Genomic DNA, 24,498 nt, shown 5'->3' on the forward strand with positions numbered 1-24,498 from the left:
GTTTGCTATGTTGTTTCCGCTAATGCTGTTATATGAAGAAGAGTCAAGAAAGATGCCTTCCTTGTTGTTTGCTATGTTGTTTCCGGAAATGATGTTATATTTTGACGAAGAGTAAAGACTGATGCCATATTCGTTGTTTGCTATGTTGTTGTTTCCGCTAATGTTGTTGTTTGAAGAATAGAAAAGCCAGATGCCATATTCGTTGTTTGCTATGTTGTTTCCGGAAATGATGATATTATAAGAATAGTTAAGAACGATGCCGGTTTCGAAGTTTTTGATATTTGTGTTTTTGATTGTTACGTTGCTTCTCCCTGCAAGGACTATTCCCTTCCCGCTTCCTGTTCCTTTAAGAGTGTAGCCTGCTCCGTCAACCACAATGTTATCTTTCTGGATAACAATTGAACCGTAAATGTCATCTGTAAAGGTGTAAACATTACCGACCCGTCGTATTGGTGCTGTTGGAGGGTCAATACTTCCATCAGCCCTAATATAGACTGTTCCAGTCCACTGCGCATTAAGTGGTTGAATTTTAACCGCTATAAGCAAGGTGCTTGTCAGAAGAAGTAACAGCCACAAACTGGAAGCAACAGCCTTCCTCAACTCATCTTTACCTCCAAAATAAAAATACTCTGGGGGATATTTAAACTTAAAATTTGAAGAGTCTTCTATTCAACTATTCTTGAACACAGGTTTCTGTTAGTAATGTCTAACTGAACGTGAAGTTTATTTCTGTCCTAAAAATAGAAAAGAGGGGTTTTGCAAGGGATGTCACTATACGCTTTTGATAACAAACGTCAACCATAAGGATTTCGCCGTCAACCCCTACTTTCTCTTCCTAAATATTTTTCTCTATGTCCGCCACGTATTCAAAGCGTCTCCCCACCCACGGTGTTAAAAGTAATTGAAACCAATTAAAAGTACCGCGGGTGGGGTTGGCCCTCGGTGCGGGTTCACTAGCTTCACCCGCACCTCATGGGATCCCGTCGAGCCCAACGCCACGGGGCTCCCATCTGTGGATAGGTGCTTCAATCCTATGTTTACAGTCCCGACGACGTCCCTGTCTAGGGTCAGCCCGTTGCTCAGCCTGGCCAGCCTTAGGGTGATCTTGGCTACTTTCACCCTCCTGGCCCCTCTCACCACAACGCGGATCACAGAGGGGGTGTAATTTTCAATGGGCCCTCCACTGAAGGGATCCCTCGAGGAGGAGTACGCCTCCGACACCTCGACGACGTATATGGGCTTGTTGTCCAGTACCTCCACCAGCTTCGAGACGCTCCACTGGTGGATCCTGTGCCTGAGGCTACCGCTCCCCGCCTTGCCGGCGAGCCTTCTCTTACCCTTGCGGACGTTCCCGACGACCACGACTGCGCTGTTTATATAAGCCAGCTCCTCGATGAACCTAGCGACCTTGTAGATAATGTCCGTCTTCCTCTTCCTCTCCCTCAGCCTCCTCAGCGCCCTCCTCACACCCCTGTCCTTAGTCGACCTCCCCTCCGCGATCCTCCTTCTCCTCTCGGAGTATGCGATGACCATTTTGCCTAGGCTGGTCTCGACCCTATAGACTTCGTACAGCGCTCTATTCTTGAAGACGGCCAATGTGACGTTATTCTCGTTAACATCAACAGCAATGATGTTGTTAGGGTTGTAGGAGAACAAGAAATAAGGGGGTGAAGCAATTAAAAATATCTACAAGCGATTACAAATATCCACTAGACCTGAACCCAACACGCAACATAATGCCCTTTCTCAACTTCTCTCAAAGGAGGGGTTTCTCTTCTACATATATCCTTTGCATAGGGGCATCTCGGGTGGAACCTGCATCCAGTGGGTGGATTTATTGGTGATGGGGGTTCACCCTCTAGTTTAATCCTTTTCCTAGTTCTAGCTATCTTTGGATCAGGTATTGGGACAGCTGAGAGCAACATCTGTGAGTATGGGTGCAACGGGTTATTGAATACTTGATCCGACCCACCTATCTCAACTAGCTTGCCAAGGTACATTACCCCGATCCTGTTGCTCATATACTTTACTACTGAGATATCATGGGATATGAAGAGATATGTAAGCCCGAATTTTCTCTGGAGATCCCTTAGTAATTCAAGCACCTGTGCCTGAACGGATACATCTAGAGCGGAGGTAGGTTCATCGAGAACGATGAATTTAGGCTTCAAGAGTATGGCTCTTAGAATAGCCACTCTCTGTTTCTGACCACCGCTTAGCTCATGTGGGTACCTATATAAGAGTTCAGGGTTCAACCCCACTAGCTTCATCTGGTCGGCTAGGAAGTCCTCTATATCCCCCTGTATTTCAACATTATGCTCCCTTATGGGTTCTTCAAGTATCTCTGCAATAGTCATCCTTGGATTCAGAGAGGTATGCGGGTCCTGGAAGACCATCTGGGTGTTTCTCCTGAATTCCTTGAGCTCACCGCCCTTCAGCCTTGTTATGTCTTTACCCTCAAACATTATTTTTCCATCAGTTGGCTCATGCAGTAGTAGAAGGAGTTTTCCCAGCGTAGTCTTCCCGCAACCGCTTTCACCTACAAGTCCCAGCGTCTCACCCTTATAGATGGAGAATGATACATCATCTACAGCCTTAACTAGTTTCGTTGAGAATAACCCTCTAACCTTGAAGTATTTCTTCAGGTTTACCACATCTATTAATGCCTCACTCATCCCTGTATCACCCCTTTACAGCATGTAGCCAACAGTAAACCTGGTGTGCTTTACCCACTTCAATCATAGGGGGTTCTTCTAGGCACTTCTCCGATGCAAATGGACATCTATCCCTGAACCTGCATCCAGGTAGCGGGTTAATGAGGCTTGGAACAGTTCCAGGTATCGATTCCAGTTTCTCAATCTTCTTGGTTGGATCGGGCACCGTTCTCAATAATAGCCTGGTGTATGGGTGCTGGGGGTTTTCAAATAACTCCTCGACCGGCGCCTCCTCAACTATTTTGCCAGCATACATCACGTACACCCTGTGTGCTACCTCTGCTACAACACCCAGGTTGTGTGTAATGAGGATAACGCTCATCCCGTACTTTGCCTGGAGATCCTTTATCAGCTCTAGGATCTGAGCCTGTATGGTGACGTCTAGGTTAGTTGTGGGCTCATCAGCTATCAGGAGCACTGGGTTATTGCTTAATCCTATGGCTATCACTGATCTCTGCCTCATACCTCCGGATAATTCATGGGGATAGTTCTTTACTCTTGACTCAGGGCTCGGGATAAGTGTTTCCTTGAGGAGGTTTACGGCGTGCTGGATGGCGTTCTTCTTATCTATCTTCCTATGGTCAATCATTGTTTCATAGAAGTGGTGTCCAATAGTGTAGAGAGGGTCGAGGGCTGATGTAGGATCTTGGAACACGTATGCTATCTCATTCCCTCTTATATCCCTTATCTCTTCATCACTTAGACTTAACAAGTCGACTACCTCGCCATTCCTTCTCCTGAAATAGGCTTTACCGCCCTCTATTCTCCCGGGTGGATCTATCAGCCTTGTAATAGCCTTCGTAGTCACGGATTTCCCACACCCTGTTTCACCAACTAATGCAACTATCTCACCCTTATAGACGTCGAATGAGACGTTTGATACGGCGTGTACTACTCCAGCGTAGGTGTAGAATTTGACATCGAGGTTTCTAACACTTAGAACCGGGTCTCCCCCAATACTCATTTCTTCTCACCTCCCTCAGTAAACTCTATTGCCCTTCTGGTTCTCGGGTCAAGTATATCCCTTAATGCATCCCCGAGTAGGTTCCAGCCGAGGGCTATTATCAAGAGGACTATGCCTACAAAGGTAACGATATGGTAGCTCCTATGCGGAAACCAGTTGCCGGCCTTGGATATTATGAAGCCGAGCTCGGGGACAGGCTCCTGCGGACCGAGACCCAGGAATGAAAGTGTGGCAGCGAATAACGCTGCTGTAGCTATATCAAACGTCATCATGACTATAATTGGGGAAATAATGTTTGGCAATATATGCTTGAAGAGTATCCTCCTTGTGGATAAGCCAAGTACTTTGGCAGCCTCCACAAACGTTTGCTCCTTGGCACTTAACACGCTTCCCCTAACTATCCTGGCGTAACCGGGCCACCATACTAGTATCATGGCTATCCATACAGCTAGTAGTGAAGCTATCTGGGGATACTCATTCACTCTTAAACCTAGAAGTGCTGCAAGGAAGTCTCTTAGCATGGTGTTCGACTCCAAGAGTAATCTGAGCCTTTCTGGCAGCACTGCAGCAAATGCTATTGCGAGAACTAGCGCTGGGAAAGCCATGAATATGTCTGTAAGCCTCATTATTATTTCATCGATTACACCACCCTTGTAACCTGCTACCAGTCCCAGTATTATACCTAATGGTGCCCCGAATAATACTACTAGGATTGAGATAATGAAGGAGATCCTGACACCCACGAGTGTTATAGAGAGTAGATCCCTCCCCCATTCATCGGTTCCAAGTAATGGACCCCCAGTACACCATGGTGGGATACATGGGGGTAGTAGTTTTAGATCGGGGTTATTTATCACCGGGTAAACCCAGTAGGGTTCCCATGCAATAATAGGGCCTACTATGGCTAGTACTACCTCGATGAACACTAGTATTCCACCAAGCACCCCGATCTTGCTCTTACTGAAAGCGTAAGCCATGAGCTTCCATTCACGTATCCTGGAGCTATTCTTCTCCTTCCAACCCTTATTGATCTTATCTCTCAGTGATGCATAGCTATCTATTATCTTAACGAGTAGTTTATATATTGCCTCCATTAACACCACCCCCTAATATCTTATCCTCGGGTCGAGGACTGCATAGATTATGTCAACTATTAGGTTCACCGTTACATATACTATGGCTACCAGGAAGGTACCACCAATTATTGCTGGGAAGTTAAGCCTTGTTATAGCATTATAGATGTATCTACCGAGACCCGGTATATTGAACACTGTCTCAGCAACTATCGCGCCTGAGAGTAAGCCGCCGAAAAGCGTCCCCAGCACTGTTACAACTGGTATGGAGGCGTTCTTTAATGCATGCATCCATATCCTCCTCTTCCTAAGGCCTCTCGCCTTAGCATATTGAATATACTCCTGGCTGAGACTATCGAGCAGGCTGTTTCTAACTATCCTCGCTATTAATCCACCATCCAGTAACCCCAGTGCTAATCCAGGTAGGTAAAGCCTCCTGAAGGTATCGGCTACAACACCCCATTCACCACACATCATTGCACCGAACATTGGGACGCTTCCAATAGCCGATACAATGTGCCCTATCACCGGTATTTTACTAGGTAGGCTTGAAATAGACGCTATACATGTCTGTGAGGGGAACGGCATTCCAGCTAGAACCGTGGTATGCATGTACGTGAACAAGAAGAGGATGAGGAAGTAGTATAAGACGAATGCTGGTAGAGAACTCCCAACCAGTGCGAAAATCCTAACAAAGAAGTCTACTATCGAATCCTTTTTTAGAGCCGCTATGAAGCCTAGTGGTATGCCTATAATAGCCGTGAAGACAAAACCCATTATAGCTACCTCAACCGTTATAGGGAATCTGTAGAATAACTCATCAAAGATGTTCCTGTGTTGTATAGGGTCTTCAAGGTTACCTGTTAGAAGACTGGTGACTAAGAACGCGAATTGCTCATACCATGGTGCATCAAACTTGTATTTCGCGCGTATTTCTTCAAGGGCCTCCCTGTTCATTAATTTCTCTCCGACCCAGGCCCTAACAGGATCCGCTGGTATGGCGTATGCTATAAGGTAAGTTATGAATAATACTCCTATTATCGTGGGTATGAAGGTAGCTACTCTTCTGGCTAGAAATCTTCCCAGACCCATTTATCTCCCTCTTATAGGGTAGAAACGAGGATGAGGCTTTAAAAAAATATCAGGTAACCTATGGTTTGAAGCCGTAGAGTTCATACCATACTGTCGCGTTCCAGTAGTATGGGTTAAGTTTTAATAGTATGTAGCTGTCTTCCTTGTAGTCGGCTACGTAGTATGGACCGGTGCTCACCGGTTTATCCTTTAATAGCTTGTAAGTAGGGTCGTCTTCACCTTCAAGAACGTACCTGGCCCACGCCGCGGGGTTCTTACCATTATTACTGTCGGCTAGTGCCTGCTGGTATTGGTTTCCTAGGGCGTACTCCATCGGTATAACACATCCCACAGCCGTCGTCAATACGTGGAGTATAGGCGGATATGGGAACTTCAGCTTTAACTTGACAACCCCAGCCGTCTGACCAGAGTAATTGAAGAAACCTAGTAGTTCATCAAGGCTTTTAACGGTCTTCGACTGCCCATGATATACGGTTGACAAGCCGTTGCTTACCACCTGCTTAAACTCGTCCTCGGTTAGCACCTGCGATGCATTCACATCTATGAAGTCCGAGATCATCCAGGATGGACCTCCAGGCAGGTTTGTCCTAGCCGCTCTCCAAATACTGAATAGGACGTCGGTTGCATCTATCGGGTATGTCTTATTGTTCCATGGATCGTAAGCCTGTACACCGCCCCTTATAACAAGGTATAGATCAGTGGCGTCACTACTGAACGCCCATGCCACGGCTAGCTCTGGCTCGGGATCAGTGTTTTCATAGTAGTATGTTATTGGCCTACTGTATATCTGCCAGAATATCTCCCATCCAAACGACTCGTAGGACTTAGCTGGATCAAATGTATCCGGCCATCCAATAGTAGCAATAACCATAGTGTTAGGGTCGTTTCTTATCCCTGATACACCCGTGTCAACCACTGGTGCATTAGGGTCTTCCCACACCAAGTCGTATCTAGCGAACGCTGAAAGCGGGTAGTACATGTTGTAGACCCATGATCCATAATTACGTTCTCCAACCTGCTGCCCTAGCATTATCATCGGGGACTCATTATTGAACACTATTACGGCGGCATTGATTACGGCACTCCTAATATCTGGGTCAAGCACTGTTCTCGAGAGCTTCACTAACGCGCTTACAGGTATATCCTTCCAGCCAGGCGCACCTATAGTCACCATTGATACTGGTTTCTCCCAGTTCTTCATGGTTTCCTCCTCATCCAGCACATAGCTGACAACTAGTATCGGCTTGTTTGCTGGACCAGTATATGATGCCCCACTACCCTTCGGACCTACTACAACAATGTATTTCTCTGTGTCTATAACCCTTTCAACCCTGGAAACGTGGTTGGATACATCGTTTGGTGATGAAGCCTTATAGTAATTGATCTCGGTGAACTCGGCACCACCCCATACGAATGGCATCAGGTAGTTATCTGGGTCGAGGTAGTCTGGGATCCAGCCTAGTAATGCAACATCGAAGTTGAAGTTATCTACTTTATCGAGATACTGGGGCCAGTTATATGTGTTAACTATTACTCTAAAGCCTAATTGGCTCCACGCGTTCTGCAGCATTGCAGCTATCTGCTGCCTCGCTGTGTTACCCTGGTTGTACGCTATTTCTATCGTGTACTTGGAGGGATCGAAGCCCCTCTGCTTTAATTGATCTATTATCTCCCTGGCCTTAGTTAAATTATACTCGTACTTAACGATATTATACTCGGTGTATCCCTGTAACCCCTTAGGCACTATTGTATATAACCTCGTGTAGAGCCCGCTGAACACTTGATCCAATATAGCCTGATACGGTGTAGCCCATGCAAGGGCCTGCCTCACCTCTGTTATATTAAACGGCTCCTTCATAGTGTTGAGGATTATATGCTGTATTGTCAACATGGGCCTGCTTGGATCGAAGGCTAGTACAAGCTTAAAGTTTCCTACCGGCGTATTATTTATATCCCTCCACCTACTAGGTGTTACAACAGCTATATCAACCGTGCCTGATTGATATAATTGAATCCTGGTATTCTCATCATTAGATATCAAGTAAAGTACCTGGGTGTGGATAGGCTTAGTGGGCTTAGTGACCTGGGTTGGCTGCTGCATGCTGCTCCAATAATAAGCTCCTATACCGATAGCTATTACGACTATTAGAATGAGGATTATTGCAACGGTCCTACTTAGAGCTTTACTCACATATACCACCTACATGGTGTAGTAATAGGTATAAACAAAATATAAATTTTACCCACGTTATTAATACCATGCATTATTGGAGGAACGTGTTGAGTGAGGGAAATGAATGGGTGGAGAACTGTTTTAGTTTCCATAATATTATCCCTTATCATAGCATATATTATCGGCTCACTATACCCATTACCTATCGTTGGGCTAGGTTGGGGAAATCCTGTGTCAACCATCACTAAGACATCTACTAGAACCGTTACTGAGACAAGCACCGTGACCACCACTTTGACCAGCGAGATATATAGGACGACCACCGTAACCACCACCCTCTCAGAGACAATTATGTCGAGCACCATGGTTACATTTACCTCTACAACAACAATTATTGAAGCACGTGAGTTAACCAGCCTGGAGCTGATTATACCGTCGTTCAGACTTGTTGATGGGGGAGGCGAGTTAATGCTTGCTGGACGTTACATAGTCCTGAGATATACTTCATGGAGGCCGGTGTTAATCATGGTGGATGCAGTAAATAATACCAACTATTTCTACCTCACGCCTTTCCAGATAACAGTGCCTGCTGTGTATGCTAAGCTCCTGGAGTATGATGGATTATACTATATGGAAATATATGACGTAGCCGAGATTACCGATACGATTTCATCAAGGGGGCTGAGTAGGCCTATATTGTTATTCAAGGCTTTGAACGGCTGGGCCTGTAATATTGCCTCATCCACCTCCACGATCAATATCACTGACTGCAGGACTACACCTATTAAAGTGGAGGCAGGTACTGGGGCAACGATTATTGAGGCTGTGGTGAAATATGTGAATACATCATCAATACAGTACGTCTCTAGTCTCCTATACGGTGATAGCCAGCCACGAGACCTGGGGAATGCATCCTGGAGACTGCTTCAATGGCTTGAAGAAAACACTTCATACGACTACGTTAAGGCGGACAGTAACTATAGCTACATATATGATCCAATAACCTTCGCTAACATAAGGAAGGGAATATGTACGGATTACGCATTGTTCACCGCTACAGCTCTCATTAACCTGAGTAGTAGTGTGTACATACTCGTCTTCAACACCACTAAGGTGGGGCATGCAACAGCGGGCATCGTGATCGGTGGTGGATTCTTTATATTGGACCAGGGGCTACCGCCTATCGAGTTAGAGGACTATTTCAGCAGCCTGGAATCCATAATAGGCGGTGTATTGGTTGGCGACGTATTCCTTCATGAAGTATGGATCGAAAACAACACTGTTAAACTATTGATGATCAGGACCTCCCTCGAAGACCTATTGAGGAAGTACCCTGATACAAATACGCTCGACGATGTCACGCCTGGTTTTATTAACGAGCTAATTAACGTGTTAAGGGAGAGATATAGGTATAATCCGGGAGCAAGACCCACTGGTTGCCTGGAATTCAATTGGGGCGGATTCAAGTATTACAGTGATATATTCGCCCACGAATACGCTGTCTACGTGGCTGACAGGTTAACGGGTACGCTGGGAGCTAATATAGTTATAACTGATGTAGATGTACCAAAATCGTACACTATACGTGTATGCTACCAGGGTTGAATACTGTGAACCATTCAAGCCAGTGTTTTATAGCTACCTAGTTTAGATAGTATTTTCTCAACTAGTTCACTGGGATTCCTAGCGAACACGTAGAGCCCCCTGGGCTCATACTCGAGCTCCCTACAGTTAAGAAATGCAGTATTATCCAGCCTCACTATTTTACCATACATGAACTGACTCGCCTTATCCATGCAGAGAACGTATTCATGCTGCCCGCTTGAAAGCAGAAAGAACATGTAGTGTCCTTGCTCCTCATATATAACCTTGGAAAAATACTTGGCTAGCTCATCCCTTACGGCTCTCCACATTACCCCTAAACCTCGTTGACGAGGCTTCTAACCGGCTGGGGCAATGCGTCCTCGCTGATTACTATGGCCGTGATAGGCGGTACCTTGGTCTTAAACCCGGTGACTATGTATCTTGTCGGATTATTTACATCTATGCCCTCCTCTTGTTTCTTGCCAAATCTTATATTGAGTACCCTGACCTTCACATACCATCCATCACTCCTCTTAACATAGATGTATTTACCATGCTTCAAGCCCATTGTGAACACCTTCACCTTAGTCTACTCCAGCTCCATGTATAAATATATCCTAATAAAAAGTTTAGCGCGAACCCTATTAACACCCCTATGACCTGCCCAGCCCAGAATGGTGTGGCAAGGTAGGCTGGTAGTAATGTAGCACATGCTGCCTGGCTGGCCCAGCTTGCAGCACCGGCTAAATGGTACTTTACAAGCCTCTTCAACCTCTCACCGACCCCCTTGTTGAGTCCAGCCTCCTTAAAAGTCCACTCCTCGTGCAGAATGAAATTCCATATAATGCTTGACTCGAAGCCTATGCTTGACGCTAATGGATTAGCTATGAATTGATCCAGACCTATGAGTAGCCTACGTGAGAATATAGCTGTTGAAACATTGATGACTACTCCTGAGGCTCCCACCACTATGAATTTCGCTACCCGGTTGATCTCTGATAAGGGGAGGGCAAGCATCCTCGGTAACTTAAGGCTATAAAGCCTCAGCTTAGCATCTAAACCAAGCTCAATGGTCTCAGCCCCATATTTATTCACACCACATACGGGGACCCCGGGATCCTTGCTCCCCACTGAGAACCCCAGGATAACCCTGTCCCCACAAATGTACACGGGGATCCCGAGTAGCTTGAATACCAATTTATCTAGGAGACCCACCCTTAGGTAAACTACAACGCCCACCCCCTTACCCCTGAGCAGCTCCACTAGATCCTCGAATCCCTTCAGCACATAGTATTTGAAGCCATTGCTGTCATAAAGCTCCTTGTACACATGCCTCAATAATGATGCACCATCTAATACGTAAAATACTTAACCCAGCTATTTTAATCCAGAGACTAACGGCGATTAAAATGTCTGAGTGGGACAGCCTGGTTAACTCTATTTTAAACTGTAAGAGGTGTAGGCTGAGCCAGTATAGGAGGAACCCTGTACCAGGTGAAGGCAACGTAAATGCTGGCGTGATGTTTATAGGTGAAGCACCTGGGGAAAAGGAGGATGAAACCGGGAGGCCATTCGTCGGGGCGGCTGGCAAGCTTCTCACTGAGTTAATAGAGTCGACTGGGTTTAAACGAGGGGACGTCTATATAACTAACATTGTTAAATGCAGGCCCCCCGGTAACAGGGATCCAGAGGATGATGAAATAGAGTCCTGCCTCCCATACCTGTTGAAGCAGATTGAGCTGATAAAGCCGAGGCTAATAGTGGCCCTGGGGAGGCATGCAGCTAGAACGCTTTTCAGGCTTGGAGGCCTTAAATGGGTGAATATGAGCATGATGCATGGGAGACCATATAACGCTGTAATAAATGGGCTCCAGGTAGTAATCATACCAACATTCCACCCTGCTGCAGCGCTCTATAATCCAGGCTTAAAGGACGAGCTTCGAAGAGACTTCGAAGAAGTGATAAAGAAGCACATGTCCCAGGCCATTAAGGCATCCACCGGCGTAAAGGCGAGAGGTAAGACTATACTGGATTTCCTTAATGATTCCTCCAGGCGGTAATCTCTAGTGAAGTGGCCCGGCTTCTTGTTTTACCCGTTGTAAGCATTACTAATACTCCTACCACGGCTAGAAGTGCCGAGGTATAGGCTATATACATTCTTATATTTAGCCATGTATGTATATTATTGCTTGTCTCATTCCACTCCTGTATTCTCGCCAGGTAGAGGTACGTGTAGAGCCTGGAGAACTCTCTGAGAATCAGGGTGGCCGAGTATGTATTTCCACCTAGAACCGTGGCATTACCGTTGACGAGCTCCATAAGGGTTAGCGTGCTTAACGGTAGTGTATTAGTTACTACTGAGCTTTCCCTGAGGAGTGAGAGGAGCTCCTCGTATTCATCGAGGAGTATGTTATATATGGTTGAGTTAACGTATATTGGGAGTGCGTTTTCCAGGCCTGTGATCGAGTAGAACTGTGAGGCGAGGTCTTCGAGAGCTGATAGAAGATGTATAAGCCTCTCAAGCTTATTCGTGGACTCATCCATCACTAATACCATACTTGAATTCGTTAAGTCGTTAAGGTATGCATAATGGATTCTAAGGGCCTCCTCAAGACGGCCCAGTATTGGATCGAGGTTTCCAGGGTCGATTAGGTGGTTGACACCGCATTCATAAATGATTCCACTGGCTAGCTCAAGCCATTTCAGGGCCGTCAGGGATCTAGCGTAGAGGTAGCTGACATCGTAAATAATACTAGGTGGATGCAGTGTTTTATTAAGGACGTTATTGATCAACGTTATCCCCCGCTTAACCTCCAGCACCCTATCATATACCGAGGTGAGAGAATCTATGATGCATATATCTATAGCTCCCTTATTCAGGAGCCTACTTGTTACATTGTGCAGCAGGTTCTCCACATTAACCATGGTGGAATTAGCCTCGGTCATGAAATAGGAGATTTTCTCGGGGAGCTCGGCTGGGTTATTGATACTTGTATGGTTGAGGTAGGATGCGAGAATATTGTAGAAGCTTGTAAAGGCGTATGATGCGGCTAGGTAGTGTGAGCCGGCTTCATAAGCTTTCAAAGCTCTCTCATAGTAATATATAGCTGTCTCTCGATAGTGATCACTCCATGCCCCAGGTAGCAATGAATTAAACACCCTGTATTGGTTGATGAAATACGTATAGGACTCGTTGAACCCTGAGAGAATAGTGTTACCTGCGATAAGTTGTTGGGGGATTAATTCAACTCTACTAGTTATGTTAACCCCTGTGAACCCATAGTATGCATCCAGGAGTGTTATGGATGGATAATATAGTGGCGAGTCAACGGGCTCCATGATCGATGCCAGAACCTTTTTTAAACCGGCTTCAGAAGCCGCCTCGAATTTCGCTTTTACCCCGCCGACGCCACCTATTACCCCACCAGGGGTCACGATGCCCGTCGCTGAGTAGGATGGGTTAACCGGGTCCCCGCGCATTAATGCTACAAGTATCAGTGTGAATAATACTGTGGCGCTTGGCCCCTCTATTTTAACCGGTTCCTTTACAATGATATATGTATCGATGACGCTGGGATCCAGGTCTGCTAGTATAGAGGCATACCATAGTGCGAGCTTAATGGAATCTAGTGTATCTGAGGCCAGGCTCCCCTCCCCTAGGACTTTCAGGGAACCTGTCCCGGGGTAAACTATGCCTAGCTCTACACTTATTGTTACTCCTTTACCATTTTTATCAACAGCGAGTAGCTTGAAAGCTGAGACCCTGCTCCAGTGCTCGACACCTACAACTGGTTGGACGATAATATACACCGCGATGAGTACTGTGAGAACACCTGCGGCAAGCCTGTTTCCATGGCTCAGCGTAACACTGATCAATCACAGCCCTCCGGCTCATAATTGCCGGGTTGTCATCACCATATTATGGTTTATTTCAACAGGGGTTGAAAAACCTGGATTGTTGCTTTATATTGGAGTAAACCTAATAAATATACCTGGGATGGTGCACTCCATGAGTATCGGGCAGGCAGATATCCCGGTAAGGCTTATCGCCGATGTATTCGAGCGTATAGAGGTAATAACCTCAAGGATCCAGATGACCGCGCTGCTGGTTACTCTATTCAAGCAGACCCCACCAGAGATCATTGATCGCGTTGTCTATCTAATACAGGGCAGGCTATGGCCTGACTGGAAAGAACTCCCGGAGCTCGGGGTAGGCGAGAAGCTACTGGTTAAAGCTATAGCTCTGGCTACGAACAGTAGTGAGGCACAGGTTGAAGACCTAGCCAAAAGCCTCGGCGACCTGGGTAAAGTAGCCGAGCAATTAAAATCAAGGATCAGCGGTAGACAGCAGGGTGTAACATTATTCAGCTTCACTCAGCAACAACCGGAATTAACGGTTAACAAAGTATATGATACACTAGTAAGGGTGGCGATGGCTCAAGGCGAGGGAAGCAAGGATCTGAAAATAAGGCTTTTAGCCGGGCTCCTCAGAGAGGCCTCACCCAAGGAGGCCAAGTTCATCGTGAGGTTTGTCGAAGGCAGGCTAAGGGTTGGAATAGGCGAGGCAACAGTCATGGATGCCCTAGCAATAACTTATGGGGGTGGGGCGGCTGCTAGACAGGTTATCGAGAGAGCGTATAATCTCAGAGCGGATCTCGGGGAGGTAGCCAAGATACTTGCCTTGAATGGGTTGGAAGCCCTCAGGAATGTTAGGCCGGAGGTCGGGGTCCCTATAAGGCCAATGCTGGCTGAGAGGCTCAGCGACCCCAAGGAGATACTTGAAAAAGTGGGTGGGGATGCATTCGTCGAGTACAAGTATGATGGTGAGAGAGCCCAGATACATAAGAAGGATGATAAGGTATGGATTTTTTCCAGGAGGCTTGAAAACATAACCCACCAATACCCAGATGTCATTGAATTAGCTAGGGATCACTTAAAGGCTAGAGAAGTCATCGTGGAGGGTGAGATAGTAGCATACGACCTGGATACAGGTGAGTTGAAGCCTTTCCAAGAGCTTATGCATAGAAAGAGAAAGCACGAGGTCCGCACAGCACTTAAGGAATACCCTGTGAAGGTCTTCCTGTTTGATCTATTATACGCGGATGGACGGGACTATACCATAGAACCCCTCCCAGTTAGGAGGGGTAAACTATTGGAGATCGTTGATAGAACAGATGAGTTCACAGTGGCCGAGTATATAAGGACGAGCGATGTAAAAGAGCTTGAAAAATTCTTCTTGAAAGCCATAAGCGATGGAGCGGAGGGTGTTATGGTTAAAGCTTTACATGATGGCTCAATATATCAGGCTGGCACAAGGGGCTGGCTATGGATAAAGTTCAAGCGTGACTACAGGAGCGAAATGATCGATACAGTAGACCTAGTCGTCGTAGGAGCCTTCTATGGGAAGGGGAGGAGAGGTGGGAAGTACGGTGCACTACTCATGGCTGCCTATAACGATGAGAAAGACGTCTTCGAGACAGTATGCAAGGTGGGCTCCGGATTCAAGGACGAAGACCTAGACAAACTCCCAGAGATACTGAAGCCGTATATAAGAGATAGGAAGTCGCCTCGCGTGGTAGCCGAGATGGAGCCCGATGTATGGGTTGAGCCGGCACTTGTCGCTGAGATTATTGGGGCTGAATTAACTCTTTCACCAATACATACATGCGCCTATGGCAGGATTAAGAGTGATGCAGGCTTATCCATAAGGTTCCCAAGATTCATAAGGTGGAGGCCTGACAAGAGGCCTGAGGATGCTACAACTAGTAACGAGCTCGTTGAAATGTATAATCAGCAGTTAAAGAAGATAGCTGGAGAGAGTAAGCCGGTTGAGGAAGCCTAGCCACTCCATTGTACTTAGCGGGGGCAGGGTGCCTTAATGGTCTCTATAATAGTGTTCACTGGTCCTGCAGGCTCTGGTAAGACAAGCCTGGTTAAAGCGTATAGCGAATGGGTTAGAAGAACACTCCTATTAAGGACGGCTGTGGTTAACCTGGATCCAGGTGTCGAGGAGCCTGGTTACAAGCCGGTGCTGGATATAAGGGATTTCTTCACACTCAGGGATGTAATGGTTAAATATGGTTTAGGCCCCAACGGCGCATTCATTAAGTCATCTGAGCTGATAGCTGATTACATGGAAGATATACTTGGCAGGCCACCGTTCTCTAATATTGAGAAATGGGATCTAGTAGTGGTTGATACACCAGGACAGATGGAGGCATTCATATTTAGGCCTGCTAGCAGTGTTTTCCTTAGAAGGGTATCCAGGCTAGGTAACACTGTACTAGTCTACTTAATCGACTCATCCTCAATAGAGAGCGTTACAGATGCCGTCACCTTGTGGTTTATATATGTACTGTTACAGGTTAAAACAGGACTGCCAACTATTCCGGTTATAAGTAAATCAGATATGGCCAGGAATCGTGAAATAGTGAAATTATTGATTGAGAGGCCAACGGATTTATTAGGCATGATCAGGGATGACACGGGGTTCGCTGGGGACATAATCCCTGATCTACTAAGCATAGCGTTGAAGACCATGGGGCCCCTAAGGGCTGTGGAGGTCTCAGCTTTGAATAAAGAGGGCATGGATAAATTACATGCATTACTCCATGAAGTGTTCTGTGCCTGCGGAGATCTCACTTAAGGATTTATTTTTATATCTGGATATTATCAAATGCCCGATAATTCACAACGGCTAGGGTTGAAGGTGGGTGTCATGCATATGGGTCAACCAGTGGAAATGGGTGTCTTAACCGCGTTATTTACTGTATTATATGGATTAATCCTTCTAGTAGCCGGTAAACTCGTTTTAAAGGTGATGATTTCAATCGGGGGAGGGCTTCTAGGAGGGTATATAGCATATTTAACTATGTTACGCATGGGCTTTGGGACCCTGGGCTCGCTGGCTGTATTCCTCCTGGTATTTATAATTATATCACTTGTAAGCTGGTTCCTGTTTAAAATAGTGCTTTCAATATTGGCTGCAGCGCCATTATGGCTCATTATAGCAGGGGGTCTCGGGCTTTCCTACTCGAGTCTCCCAGCCTTATTAATACTGGTTATCCTTGTTGCATTATTATACATTATATCAGAGAAATTGGTGAGCGTTGCTGCTTCCACGGCTGGGTTATTTATGTTGTACCTGGGACTCTCCAGCTTGGTTAATCCCCTGGTGGCTCTTACAGTAACTGTAATAGCATTACTTCTCCGCATATACCTATATGTAGCGTTCAAATGGTGAAAAAATGAAGCTATACAGGCCTAAGACGGCTGTAGGCAGGTACTACTCAATCCTGTTCTCTCTGCCCCACTGGGAGCTTCTGGCGGCTGTATTGATAGGGGTTTCAGTTATAGCCCTGTATGGGCTTAGAGAACGTGCTGTTCCCCTACTATTGAACGCTGTATTAATCATTCTGTTTCTAGAGGCTTATCGAGCGTTCTATCCTTTAACTGTTTTCCATAAGTTGAAGAGGATAATTGGTTTATCGCTGACCGTGCTTATATATACATTAATATACTACCTGCTACTCGGAGACTGGATCCTTGTCGTGGCGGCATCGTCAACGATAGTTATAACTGTGATCCAGGGTCTCGACGGCACCAAGTGGTGGAGATATATTATAGCGGTTGCACCATCTTTCACATCCATAGTGCTCTCAATGTGGATTACAAGCGGTGTTGTTTCACATACTGGTTTAGTAAAGGCTTTTTCACTAATACTGTTATTCATTATAACTGACTACTTAATATACCTCGTCATGGGTAGGCATAGGATCAATGGTTATAAGGCACCTGATCTCGGATCGCTCTTTCTACAAAACTGGCTTGAGAGGAGAAAGGATATCGAGAAGGTGATTGATGAGCTGTCAACCAGTGAGGGCGTTCACCCAAGGCTGATCTTCATGGATGACCTCTTAATAATATATACTGATCTACATTACGGCCCATTCTCGAACACGGGTAGCAGTGAGCTACCCGGCGAATTAAAGAAGTTGTTCTCCAGTCTAGGCTACTCGGTTGTAGCGCTCCACGGCTTCGGATCACATGATAGAAACCTGGCATCCTCAAGGTATCTGAGGGACTATGTGAGGAAAATATATACAGCCGTGATCGATGCCGATAAAACCAAGCTTAGATACCATGGTGCTTTAAAGCTAACAGGTGGAGACAGCTGGGAGGCCCTTGCACTGGTTTTCGATAGGTTGACAATAGTCTTCGTCTCGAGGCCGGTGAAGGGGATAGATGATGTACCCTACAACCTGTTCTTCCGCTACAACGTGATAGCGAGGAAGAGGGGGTTAGGCGACTTAATACTGGTTGACGCCCATAACTGGGAGAAACAAGAGGACTTCAACCTCGGTGAGCTGGATAAACTACTCGATGAAGTAGTTGAGAAAGCCATAGAGCTGAAGAAGCGGCCGCCTGTCGAGGTATTATTCAGGTACAAGTGCTTTGAGACCAGCGCCCCCGGGCTTATACAGGGGAATGCATGCATCATCGAGGTTACCGGGGAGGGTAGGGAGCGGGTTGTCCTACTGTATCTACGCGGTAACAACATGAAGCCTGGTTCTCGAGATAAGCTTATCGATGTCCTCGGGAAGACCACCGGAGCTGATTACGTAGAGGTATTCACAAATGATGAGCATAGTGAGACAGGTGTTAGATCATCGTTAGCATACATTCCAATACATGATTCACCTGAGTTGCTCAGGGATACTGAAGTGGCTGCCAGGGAGTTAGTGGGTATGCCATATAGGCTTGGGGCATGGCATTCTTCGACAAGGTTTGACACCAAGTTGATGGGTTATACAGCCGTAATGCTGGAGAAGCTGTTAATGGCCTCCTATATAGAGGCATCGATCCTACTGTTATCCTATGCTTTCCTTCTACCAATTCTCCTAGCCGTCTTTAAAATAGCTCATTAAATTATTCGTGCCCCTATTCTTCAATAGTTTATAAAGCCTCTCCTCGATAATTACTATAAGCACGAGTGGTGGTCGGCATGAACACTATCCCTTTTAAAACCAGTTACCGTGTTGAAAACATTGTGGCAACAGTCATCCTTGAGCACGACCTCGACCTGGAGCTTATTGAGACAAGGATACCCAGCATCACTTATAAACCCGATCAATTCCCTGGGTTAATATTCCGTCTGGATAAACCTAGGGCTACAGCACTCGTGTTTAAATCAGGCAAGATGGTTGTAACAGGGACTAAGAGCACTCAGCAACTCGTTGAGGCAGTTAAGAAAATAATAAAGACGTTCGTGAAGAATGGTGTAAACGTCCATGGAAGGCCCCGTGTCCAGATACAGAATATAGTTGCAGGCGGTGATATACACGCATACGTGAACCTTGAGAAAGCAGCCTACCACCTTGAGGACAGTATGTACGAGCCCGAGCAATTCCCCGGGCTGATACATAGGATGAGGGATCCAAGGGTGGTTCTCCTAATATTCAGTAGTGGTAAAATGGTGATTACCGGTGCTAAGGAAGAGGTTGAGGTCGAGAGAGCTGTGAACAATATTGCTAGACAACTATATAAAGCTGGATGCATAGTGGGTCCCAGGCTAGGCGAGGAGGAATGACTTATTTTTAAACCACCTTAAACTATTAATTAGCATAGTGATGATGCGGGCAGCCACTTAGACCACTGGTTTCAATGGGATGAAGACCCTTATGCTCAATCTGAACATAGGGATATAGTCCTCCAGTTATTGGACAACACCAGGTTTAAAGGCTTCCTGCACAATTCCTTGTCTCATGGTGTATTCAATGCCGTCTAGCAAGGAGGAAGCCGGGTACCTTGAGGGCTGTGTGTCAATCATAGTGAACACCCTATTATTCATTATTAAACTATACACTGGCATCCTCGCTAACTCTATAGCTATAATAGCCGACGCATTCCACACTCTATCCGATAGCATCACATCGGCGGCGCTTATAATAGGCTATAAAATAGCCTTTAAGCCACCCGATGAGGAACACCCATTTGGCCATCAGAGGTTTGAATCAGTTACATCTATAATTATAGGTACACTGCTAGGCGTCGTAGGGTTCGAGTTTATTCAGAGAAGTATCTCTAAGCTGATTAGTAGGGAAACCTTGATCTTCTCCTGGATAGCTGTGATATTACTAACTGTTTCAGTGATAGCTAAGGAGTTGCTTGCCCGGTGGGCTCTTGGATTAGCAACTAGATTTAATGCTGAAAGCATTAAGGCTGATGCATGGCATCACCGCAGCGACGCGGTGGCGACGCAAATAGTTTTGATCGGGTTATTCATGAGTAGGCTTGTATGGTGGATTGATGGAGTGTTAGGCTTAATGGTATCGGGGCTGATAATCTATGTTGCATATGATATAATCAAGAGGTCATCAGAAAACATATTGGGTAGATCACCGACTCCAAGCGAGAAATCGAAGCTGAAGGAACTCGCCTCAAGGATCTCAGGCAATATAAGGGATCTACACCACGTCCACCTACATGAGTACGGTGAACATGTAGAGGTAACCCTACATATAAGGCTACCTCCCGATATCAACCTTAATGAGGCGCATGAGATAGCTAGTAAACTAGAGGAGTTGATAAGGAAAGAGTTGAAGTGGGAGGCAACGATACATGTAGAGCCATATAAGGACTAAATATCCTTATTCACCGTGGTTTCACGTGCTTTATTAAAACGACAGCCATTGTAATGAACACTAATACGGTTACGGCCGTGAATACAGGGAAGAGGGTTCTCCATAATTCCTCACTAGGCTTGGTGAAACCAGTGTTATTTGAGGGGGTCGTTGTCTGAGTGAAAATAGGCTGGGTCACGTTACTAGTTGTTGAAGACTGCTCCTTCGCCAATATTATAGCTGTTAACGGGGGCACGGTGATCGATCCATTATACACCTCTACGTTCTCCCCGCTACTCACGTAGAGTATTGACCAGTTACCTTCGGGTAACTTGTATGCTATAGGTTCTAAGGCATTGTTAGCCACTACGAGTACTTCGTCATTATAGCCTCTTGTATATGCGAGTATACTGCCCTCTGTGCTTAACACGTGTATTATGCTTGTTGAAAGAGCTGGAATGGTGTTCTTTAACTTACCGAGCTTCTTATAGTGTTCGAATACCTCCTGGTTCAATCTATCCCATTGAATAGGATATCTTTGTTCATCATAGTTGCTCTGCCTCCCGGTCACGCCTCTCTCATCACCCTGGAACACCACGGGCATGCCTGGCTGCGTATATTGGAGTGTTGAGAGTAGCTTTAACCGTTTTATGGATTCATTGCTTGGGGTATCCCTTAATCCCCCACCACCTAGATCAGTTAGTATCCTTGATGTATCATGTGATCCAATGATGTTGAAACCCATTCCGGCCACGTTGACACCTATACCGGCATAGTACTCGGATAACCTAGCTGATGCTGTGTAACCGTTTAAAGCGCCCCCTGCATAGCTTAGCAATATGTTCCTACCTAGATAATAATTCATCAGGGAGTCGAATGCTTCGCCCCTCAACCACTTGGGGCGATAATCCCATATCTCTCCGACAATGTATGCATCGGGATACCTTGACTTAACGGCTTCACGGAGCTCTCTGAAGAAGTTTTCCGAGTCAATCACGTCTAGCGGCGCGTCAATCCTTAAGCCATCAAAGCCTATGCTCAGCCAGTATAATGCCACATTGATCAAGTACTGCCTTACCTCTTTATTCAATACATTCAGTTGTGGCAGACTACCTATGCCCCACCAGCACTTATACGCACTTGAATCCCCCAGCTTGAAGGGCCACTTGTAGATTATAAACCAGCTCCAGTAACGGCTACTGGGTCCATTCCTGTAAACGTCTTGGAAAGCCCAGAAGCCGAGCCCCACGTGATCAGGTACGAAGTCGAATATGACCCTTATACCGCGTTTATGCACCTCATTCAACAGCATCATCAAGTCATCCAGCGTTCCAAACTTGGGATCCACAGTGTAGTAGTCGTATACATCATAGCCGTGCACACTACCCGAGGTGAAGATCGGGTTTAAATATATTAATCCAATGCCGAGCTCCTTCAGGTAGTCGAGTTTCTCGGTGATCCCCTTTAAGTCTCCTCCGAAGTATTGGTGACAGCAATGAAGGGAGGTAACGGGTCCATCCCATCTCGTGAAAATTGGTGTACCCTTGGATACCTCGTTTATCCATAGTTCATCGGTTAAATTAGCCTTTAGATCATTGCTTGGATTCCCATTATAGAATCTATCAGGGAATATCTGGTAGCCCACCCTATCTCTAACCCATTCAACCTGCTTGAAAGGCATTGAACCGTTGAAATAGTAGAACCTGCTTGTATCCGTGTTATACACGTAGACGAGTGTTTCATTAGAGAGCGTTAGTCTGAAGTAATAGTTTAACCCGTTTACACTCCTATCCAAAGGTACGGTGGCATAATACATCCTCCAACTACTCGTCTCCAGCTGGAGTTTAAGAGGGTACTCGACGCCGTTAGCTATAAGCACTCCCGACGCAACATCTAGGGCTTTAAGGATTTTAATCCTAGGGATTAAATAACCATCCGCGATTGAAAGATATGCTGGGTCTATGGGATCATGTACGACTAGACCCGGGCCCTTGCCAGCATAGATTTCCAGCGTTTCAGAGCCGCTTTCAACAATAAATAACACCGGTGTTAAGACAAGCAATATGAATAACACTACGGCTAGCACCTTCTCCATGACTAGACGCCTCGGCATGCTGTTTCTGCTTTCATATAGGTTTACTAAGGTTTACTATTAAATTCTTTTATTGAAGAATGTAATCGCATGCATAAATCTATTCATGAAGCACTCAAGATGTGTGGGCCCTGGGGTGCCCGTGAACGCCTCCAAGCCAGATACAAACCCGAGAGGGATGCAGGGGGACAAGGATGAAGGGATGACATCAGTATGAGACCTGGGCCCCTCTCCAGAGGTTTTGATTAAAGCCAAGCTTTATTATATGCTCGAGGCTAATAGTATTTACAGGACTATATGAGGGATTCATAAGTAATGGTTGTTGTACCCGGTGAGAGAATCCATGTAAGAGGTTCCTCTAGAGTTACAACCCTTATAATACTGGTTAATGTATTAGTCTACTTCTACACCAGCTACCCTAATTTATTCCTTGAATCCACAAATGAGAGCATATACTTATTGGGCTTCACACCAGCCACATTATTCACTAACCCGTTGCAGGGGGTTGCAAGAATATTTACAGCGATGTTCACGCATGCTGATTTATTCCATATATTCTTCAACATGTACTTCCTATGGCTATTCGGCAGGAGGGTTGAGAGCATCATTGGATCCTGGAGGTATCTACTACTATATCTAACCTCAGGCATTGCAGCCGTGTTATTCCATGTAGCCATAATACCTGTCGGAGGATATGATTCACTGGTAGTCCCGGCTGTAGGCGCCTCAGGAGCGATAAGCGGTGTACTGGGGTCCTACCTATTAATGTTCCCTAATACAAGGCTCATGTGGTGCATGTTCTTCTTGTTCCTACCATACTGCTTCCCGGTCTCTACATCTGTATTCCTCTTGATATGGTTTGCTGAACAGGTGTTATATGGGTATCTGAGGCTTGGAGGTGTTGCTTACTTCGCTCATGTCGGCGGCTTCGTCGCCGGCATTGCTCTAACATATATAGCTACGAAGAGTATTATAGAACAGTATAAGTCCAGCTACACCTACGACTACATATACGGGTGGCTCGAGGAGATCGGGATAGTTTTCAGAAGACCACGGGGACTAGGTAAGATAACTAAGACCATACTCACAGTACTACTTCTTCTTGTGGCCGCAGGCTTCGCTTATGGCTTATACTTCATCAATACCACACCCCCATTAACCTACCTTCTCAACGTCTCAGCCAACGGCTCCAATGATACTGTCTCACTGGTCGTCTACCAGAGTAGCGTGGATGTTTCATATAGTAGTGTGGATAGTGTTAGGATATTATTGAATAGACTTACTCCCGTACTATATAATCCGAGCCTAGCCAACACTAGTGAGACATATGATAAGAACTATAATGTGAATATCCAGGGGATTCGGGTACCCATTCACCTCAGGATGAACGCTGTATACGATGAGGTAGGGGTTATGAGGTATGGTAGTGGTGAAATGTATACCAGGGTAGTGAACATTGATATGTATGGTAACGCCGTAATAGGTGATGCTATATCCATCGACTTCGTGCTGGACTCTATGAGACTGAATACAGTACCATTTTTAAGCATCGGCGGAGTCCTAGCATTAGGGATCACTATTTACTCAGTTCTATCCCTTAGGAGGGCTGATGAAATAGCAATGGTTACTGGGGAAGCCCCTTCATTACCTTACTACTAGATTTTTAAGGGCTCTCCATACTTGTTTAAGTAGACTACTTCCTCTAGGGGCTTCCTCGGTCTTAGGACAGGGTTTTCAGCAGGGTATCCGACAGCTAGTAGGGAAACCGGGGTAACATTGTCTGGGAGACCAAGTATCTCCCTGATCTCTTTTACATTCCTTAGTGTCTGGATCCATACTGTGCCTAATCCAAGGGCGTGGGCTGCTAGCATGAAGTATATTGTTGCGTTAGCGCAGTCGAGGATGTATGATGTCGGTGATTCCTCATTCATGCATGCAACCACTACTGCGAGGGGGGCATTTAACACTGGCCTCGCATATATATGTATCCCGCCGAGCCTTTGCCTGATAACCGGGTCCTCGATTATTATGAATCTCCAGGGTTGGCTGTTCCTAGCGCTCGGGGCATACCTGGCTACATCTATTGCTTTTAAGACCAGGTCTCTTGGAGGAGGTTCAGGCTTGAACCTTCTTATGCTGCGCCTCGATTTAAGTAGCTCAAGTAATATCTCGCTCACCAGTGAT

The 24,498-nt window shown here is 45.9% G+C and carries 22 protein-coding genes; 9 read left to right on the forward strand and 13 right to left on the reverse strand.

Annotation, left to right across the window (positions count from 1 at the left end; all coding sequences use genetic code 11):
* The 7 genes from SPHMEL_RS03050 to SPHMEL_RS03080 all read right to left on the reverse strand — a co-directional run.
* The coding region (locus SPHMEL_RS03050; RefSeq protein ID WP_042667310.1) for a NosD domain-containing protein at window positions 1–600 on the reverse strand (600 nt) is incomplete at its 3' end.
* Window positions 601–891: 291 nt separating this feature from the next.
* Entirely contained in the window at window positions 892–1,656 is a 765-nt protein-coding gene (locus tag SPHMEL_RS03055; RefSeq protein WP_051400990.1) for an IS200/IS605 family accessory protein TnpB-related protein, read from the reverse strand.
* A 53-nt stretch (window positions 1,657–1,709) separates the two neighbouring features.
* Window positions 1,710–2,675 carry an ABC transporter ATP-binding protein gene (locus SPHMEL_RS03060; protein ID WP_042667311.1) on the reverse strand — a complete coding sequence of 322 codons (966 nt, stop codon included), beginning with the start codon at window positions 2,673–2,675 and terminating at the stop codon, window positions 1,710–1,712.
* A 7-nt stretch (window positions 2,676–2,682) separates the two neighbouring features.
* Window positions 2,683–3,678 (reverse strand): ABC transporter ATP-binding protein, encoded by a 996-nt coding sequence (locus SPHMEL_RS03065; protein WP_042667312.1) that lies wholly within the window; start codon window positions 3,676–3,678, stop codon window positions 2,683–2,685.
* On the reverse strand, window positions 3,675–4,772 hold the full coding sequence (locus SPHMEL_RS03070) for an ABC transporter permease (RefSeq protein WP_042667313.1): 1,098 nt from the start codon (window positions 4,770–4,772) through the stop codon (window positions 3,675–3,677). Before SPHMEL_RS03070 ends, SPHMEL_RS03065 begins: the two co-directional genes overlap by 4 nt.
* Window positions 4,773–4,784: 12 nt before the next feature.
* On the reverse strand, window positions 4,785–5,843 hold the full coding sequence (locus SPHMEL_RS03075) for an ABC transporter permease (RefSeq protein ID WP_042667314.1): 1,059 nt from the start codon (window positions 5,841–5,843) through the stop codon (window positions 4,785–4,787).
* A gap of 58 nt (window positions 5,844–5,901) precedes the next feature.
* Window positions 5,902–8,034: an ABC transporter substrate-binding protein gene (locus SPHMEL_RS03080; protein WP_232216733.1), complete on the reverse strand. Its 2,133-nt coding sequence runs from the start codon at window positions 8,032–8,034 to the stop codon at window positions 5,902–5,904.
* Window positions 8,035–8,247: 213 nt separating this feature from the next.
* Here SPHMEL_RS03080 and SPHMEL_RS03085 point away from each other — a divergent pair, with 213 nt between their 5' ends.
* Window positions 8,248–9,621 (forward strand): transglutaminase-like domain-containing protein, encoded by a 1,374-nt coding sequence (locus SPHMEL_RS03085; RefSeq protein ID WP_232216734.1) that lies wholly within the window; start codon window positions 8,248–8,250, stop codon window positions 9,619–9,621.
* A gap of 14 nt (window positions 9,622–9,635) precedes the next feature.
* On the opposite strand, the gene SPHMEL_RS03090 is transcribed toward SPHMEL_RS03085, so the two are convergent.
* From SPHMEL_RS03090 to SPHMEL_RS03100, 3 genes are read right to left on the reverse strand one after another with little or no spacing between them, the layout of a single operon-like run.
* Window positions 9,636–9,929: a hypothetical protein gene (locus tag SPHMEL_RS03090; protein WP_042667316.1), complete on the reverse strand. Its 294-nt coding sequence runs from the start codon at window positions 9,927–9,929 to the stop codon at window positions 9,636–9,638.
* 5 nt (window positions 9,930–9,934) lie between these two features.
* Window positions 9,935–10,168: a DUF5622 domain-containing protein gene (locus tag SPHMEL_RS03095; protein WP_014767456.1), complete on the reverse strand. Its 234-nt coding sequence runs from the start codon at window positions 10,166–10,168 to the stop codon at window positions 9,935–9,937.
* 11 nt (window positions 10,169–10,179) lie between these two features.
* Entirely contained in the window at window positions 10,180–10,929 is a 750-nt protein-coding gene (locus tag SPHMEL_RS03100) for a GtrA family protein (RefSeq protein WP_232216807.1), read from the reverse strand.
* An 80-nt stretch (window positions 10,930–11,009) separates the two neighbouring features.
* On the opposite strand from SPHMEL_RS03100, the gene udg reads away from it, so the two are divergent.
* Complete coding sequence (gene udg, locus SPHMEL_RS03105) at window positions 11,010–11,660, forward strand: type-4 uracil-DNA glycosylase (protein ID WP_042667318.1); 651 nt, start codon at window positions 11,010–11,012, stop codon at window positions 11,658–11,660.
* On the opposite strand, the gene SPHMEL_RS03110 is transcribed toward udg, so the two are convergent.
* Window positions 11,638–13,476, reverse strand: coding sequence for a S16 family serine protease (locus SPHMEL_RS03110; RefSeq protein ID WP_042667319.1), 1,839 nt, complete (start codon window positions 13,474–13,476; stop codon window positions 11,638–11,640). The two genes, udg and SPHMEL_RS03110, sit on opposite strands and share 23 nt — an antisense overlap.
* A gap of 133 nt (window positions 13,477–13,609) precedes the next feature.
* On the opposite strand from SPHMEL_RS03110, the gene SPHMEL_RS03115 reads away from it, so the two are divergent.
* The 6 genes from SPHMEL_RS03115 (at window position 13,610) to SPHMEL_RS03140 (ending at window position 20,243) form a co-directional block, all read left to right on the forward strand.
* Entirely contained in the window at window positions 13,610–15,442 is a 1,833-nt protein-coding gene (locus tag SPHMEL_RS03115; protein ID WP_042667320.1) for an ATP-dependent DNA ligase, read from the forward strand.
* Between the two features lie 36 nt (window positions 15,443–15,478).
* A complete protein-coding gene (locus SPHMEL_RS03120) occupies window positions 15,479–16,246 on the forward strand; it encodes an ATP/GTP-binding protein (RefSeq protein ID WP_042667321.1) in 768 nt (255 codons plus the stop codon).
* 72 nt (window positions 16,247–16,318) lie between these two features.
* Entirely contained in the window at window positions 16,319–16,843 is a 525-nt protein-coding gene (locus SPHMEL_RS03125; protein ID WP_232216735.1) for a glycosyltransferase, read from the forward strand.
* Window positions 16,844–16,847: 4 nt separating this feature from the next.
* Window positions 16,848–18,527, forward strand: coding sequence for a DUF2070 family protein (locus tag SPHMEL_RS03130; protein ID WP_042667322.1), 1,680 nt, complete (start codon window positions 16,848–16,850; stop codon window positions 18,525–18,527).
* 77 nt (window positions 18,528–18,604) lie between these two features.
* Window positions 18,605–19,189 carry a TATA-box-binding protein gene (locus SPHMEL_RS03135; RefSeq protein WP_012607943.1) on the forward strand — a complete coding sequence of 195 codons (585 nt, stop codon included), beginning with the start codon at window positions 18,605–18,607 and terminating at the stop codon, window positions 19,187–19,189.
* A 187-nt stretch (window positions 19,190–19,376) separates the two neighbouring features.
* On the forward strand, window positions 19,377–20,243 hold the full coding sequence (locus SPHMEL_RS03140) for a cation diffusion facilitator family transporter (RefSeq protein WP_232216736.1): 867 nt from the start codon (window positions 19,377–19,379) through the stop codon (window positions 20,241–20,243).
* A 10-nt stretch (window positions 20,244–20,253) separates the two neighbouring features.
* Here the strand turns inward: SPHMEL_RS03140 and SPHMEL_RS03145 are convergent, their stop codons facing one another.
* Window positions 20,254–22,317: a glycoside hydrolase family 13 protein gene (locus tag SPHMEL_RS03145; protein ID WP_042667324.1), complete on the reverse strand. Its 2,064-nt coding sequence runs from the start codon at window positions 22,315–22,317 to the stop codon at window positions 20,254–20,256.
* Between the two features lie 312 nt (window positions 22,318–22,629).
* On the opposite strand from SPHMEL_RS03145, the gene SPHMEL_RS03150 reads away from it, so the two are divergent.
* Window positions 22,630–23,973, forward strand: a complete 1,344-nt coding sequence (locus SPHMEL_RS03150) for a rhomboid family intramembrane serine protease (protein WP_042667325.1) — start codon at window positions 22,630–22,632, stop codon at window positions 23,971–23,973.
* Here SPHMEL_RS03150 and SPHMEL_RS03155 read toward each other — a convergent pair.
* Entirely contained in the window at window positions 23,970–24,491 is a 522-nt protein-coding gene (locus tag SPHMEL_RS03155; protein ID WP_042667326.1) for a nitroreductase family protein, read from the reverse strand. The genes SPHMEL_RS03150 and SPHMEL_RS03155 overlap by 4 nt on opposite strands.
* Window positions 24,492–24,498: the final 7 nt, after the last annotated feature.

The organism is Desulfurococcus amylolyticus Z-533 (genome assembly GCF_000513855.1).
GTDB lineage: Archaea > Thermoproteota > Thermoprotei_A > Sulfolobales > Desulfurococcaceae > Desulfurococcus > Desulfurococcus amylolyticus.

Bases quoted from the DNA above. Each gene is read 5' to 3' on its own strand.
- SPHMEL_RS03150 (WP_042667325.1), top strand. From the start codon at position 22,630: ATGGTTGTTGTACCCGGTGAGAGAATCCATGTAAGAGGTTCCTCTAGA.
- SPHMEL_RS03065 (WP_042667312.1), bottom strand. From the start codon at position 3,678: ATGAGTATTGGGGGAGACCCGGTTCTAAGTGTTAGAAACCTCGATGTC.
- SPHMEL_RS03115 (WP_042667320.1), top strand. From the start codon at position 13,610: ATGAGTATCGGGCAGGCAGATATCCCGGTAAGGCTTATCGCCGATGTA.
- SPHMEL_RS03145 (WP_042667324.1), bottom strand. From the start codon at position 22,317: ATGGAGAAGGTGCTAGCCGTAGTGTTATTCATATTGCTTGTCTTAACA.
- SPHMEL_RS03140 (WP_232216736.1), top strand. From the start codon at position 19,377: ATGCCGTCTAGCAAGGAGGAAGCCGGGTACCTTGAGGGCTGTGTGTCA.
- SPHMEL_RS03130 (WP_042667322.1), top strand. From the start codon at position 16,848: ATGAAGCTATACAGGCCTAAGACGGCTGTAGGCAGGTACTACTCAATC.
- SPHMEL_RS03135 (WP_012607943.1), top strand. From the start codon at position 18,605: ATGAACACTATCCCTTTTAAAACCAGTTACCGTGTTGAAAACATTGTG.
- SPHMEL_RS03075 (WP_042667314.1), bottom strand. From the start codon at position 5,843: ATGGGTCTGGGAAGATTTCTAGCCAGAAGAGTAGCTACCTTCATACCC.
- SPHMEL_RS03060 (WP_042667311.1), bottom strand. From the start codon at position 2,675: ATGAGTGAGGCATTAATAGATGTGGTAAACCTGAAGAAATACTTCAAG.
- SPHMEL_RS03125 (WP_232216735.1), top strand. From the start codon at position 16,319: ATGCATATGGGTCAACCAGTGGAAATGGGTGTCTTAACCGCGTTATTT.
- SPHMEL_RS03070 (WP_042667313.1), bottom strand. From the start codon at position 4,772: ATGGAGGCAATATATAAACTACTCGTTAAGATAATAGATAGCTATGCA.
- udg (WP_042667318.1), top strand. From the start codon at position 11,010: ATGTCTGAGTGGGACAGCCTGGTTAACTCTATTTTAAACTGTAAGAGG.
- SPHMEL_RS03120 (WP_042667321.1), top strand. From the start codon at position 15,479: ATGGTCTCTATAATAGTGTTCACTGGTCCTGCAGGCTCTGGTAAGACA.
- SPHMEL_RS03095 (WP_014767456.1), bottom strand. From the start codon at position 10,168: ATGGGCTTGAAGCATGGTAAATACATCTATGTTAAGAGGAGTGATGGA.
- SPHMEL_RS03090 (WP_042667316.1), bottom strand. From the start codon at position 9,929: ATGTGGAGAGCCGTAAGGGATGAGCTAGCCAAGTATTTTTCCAAGGTT.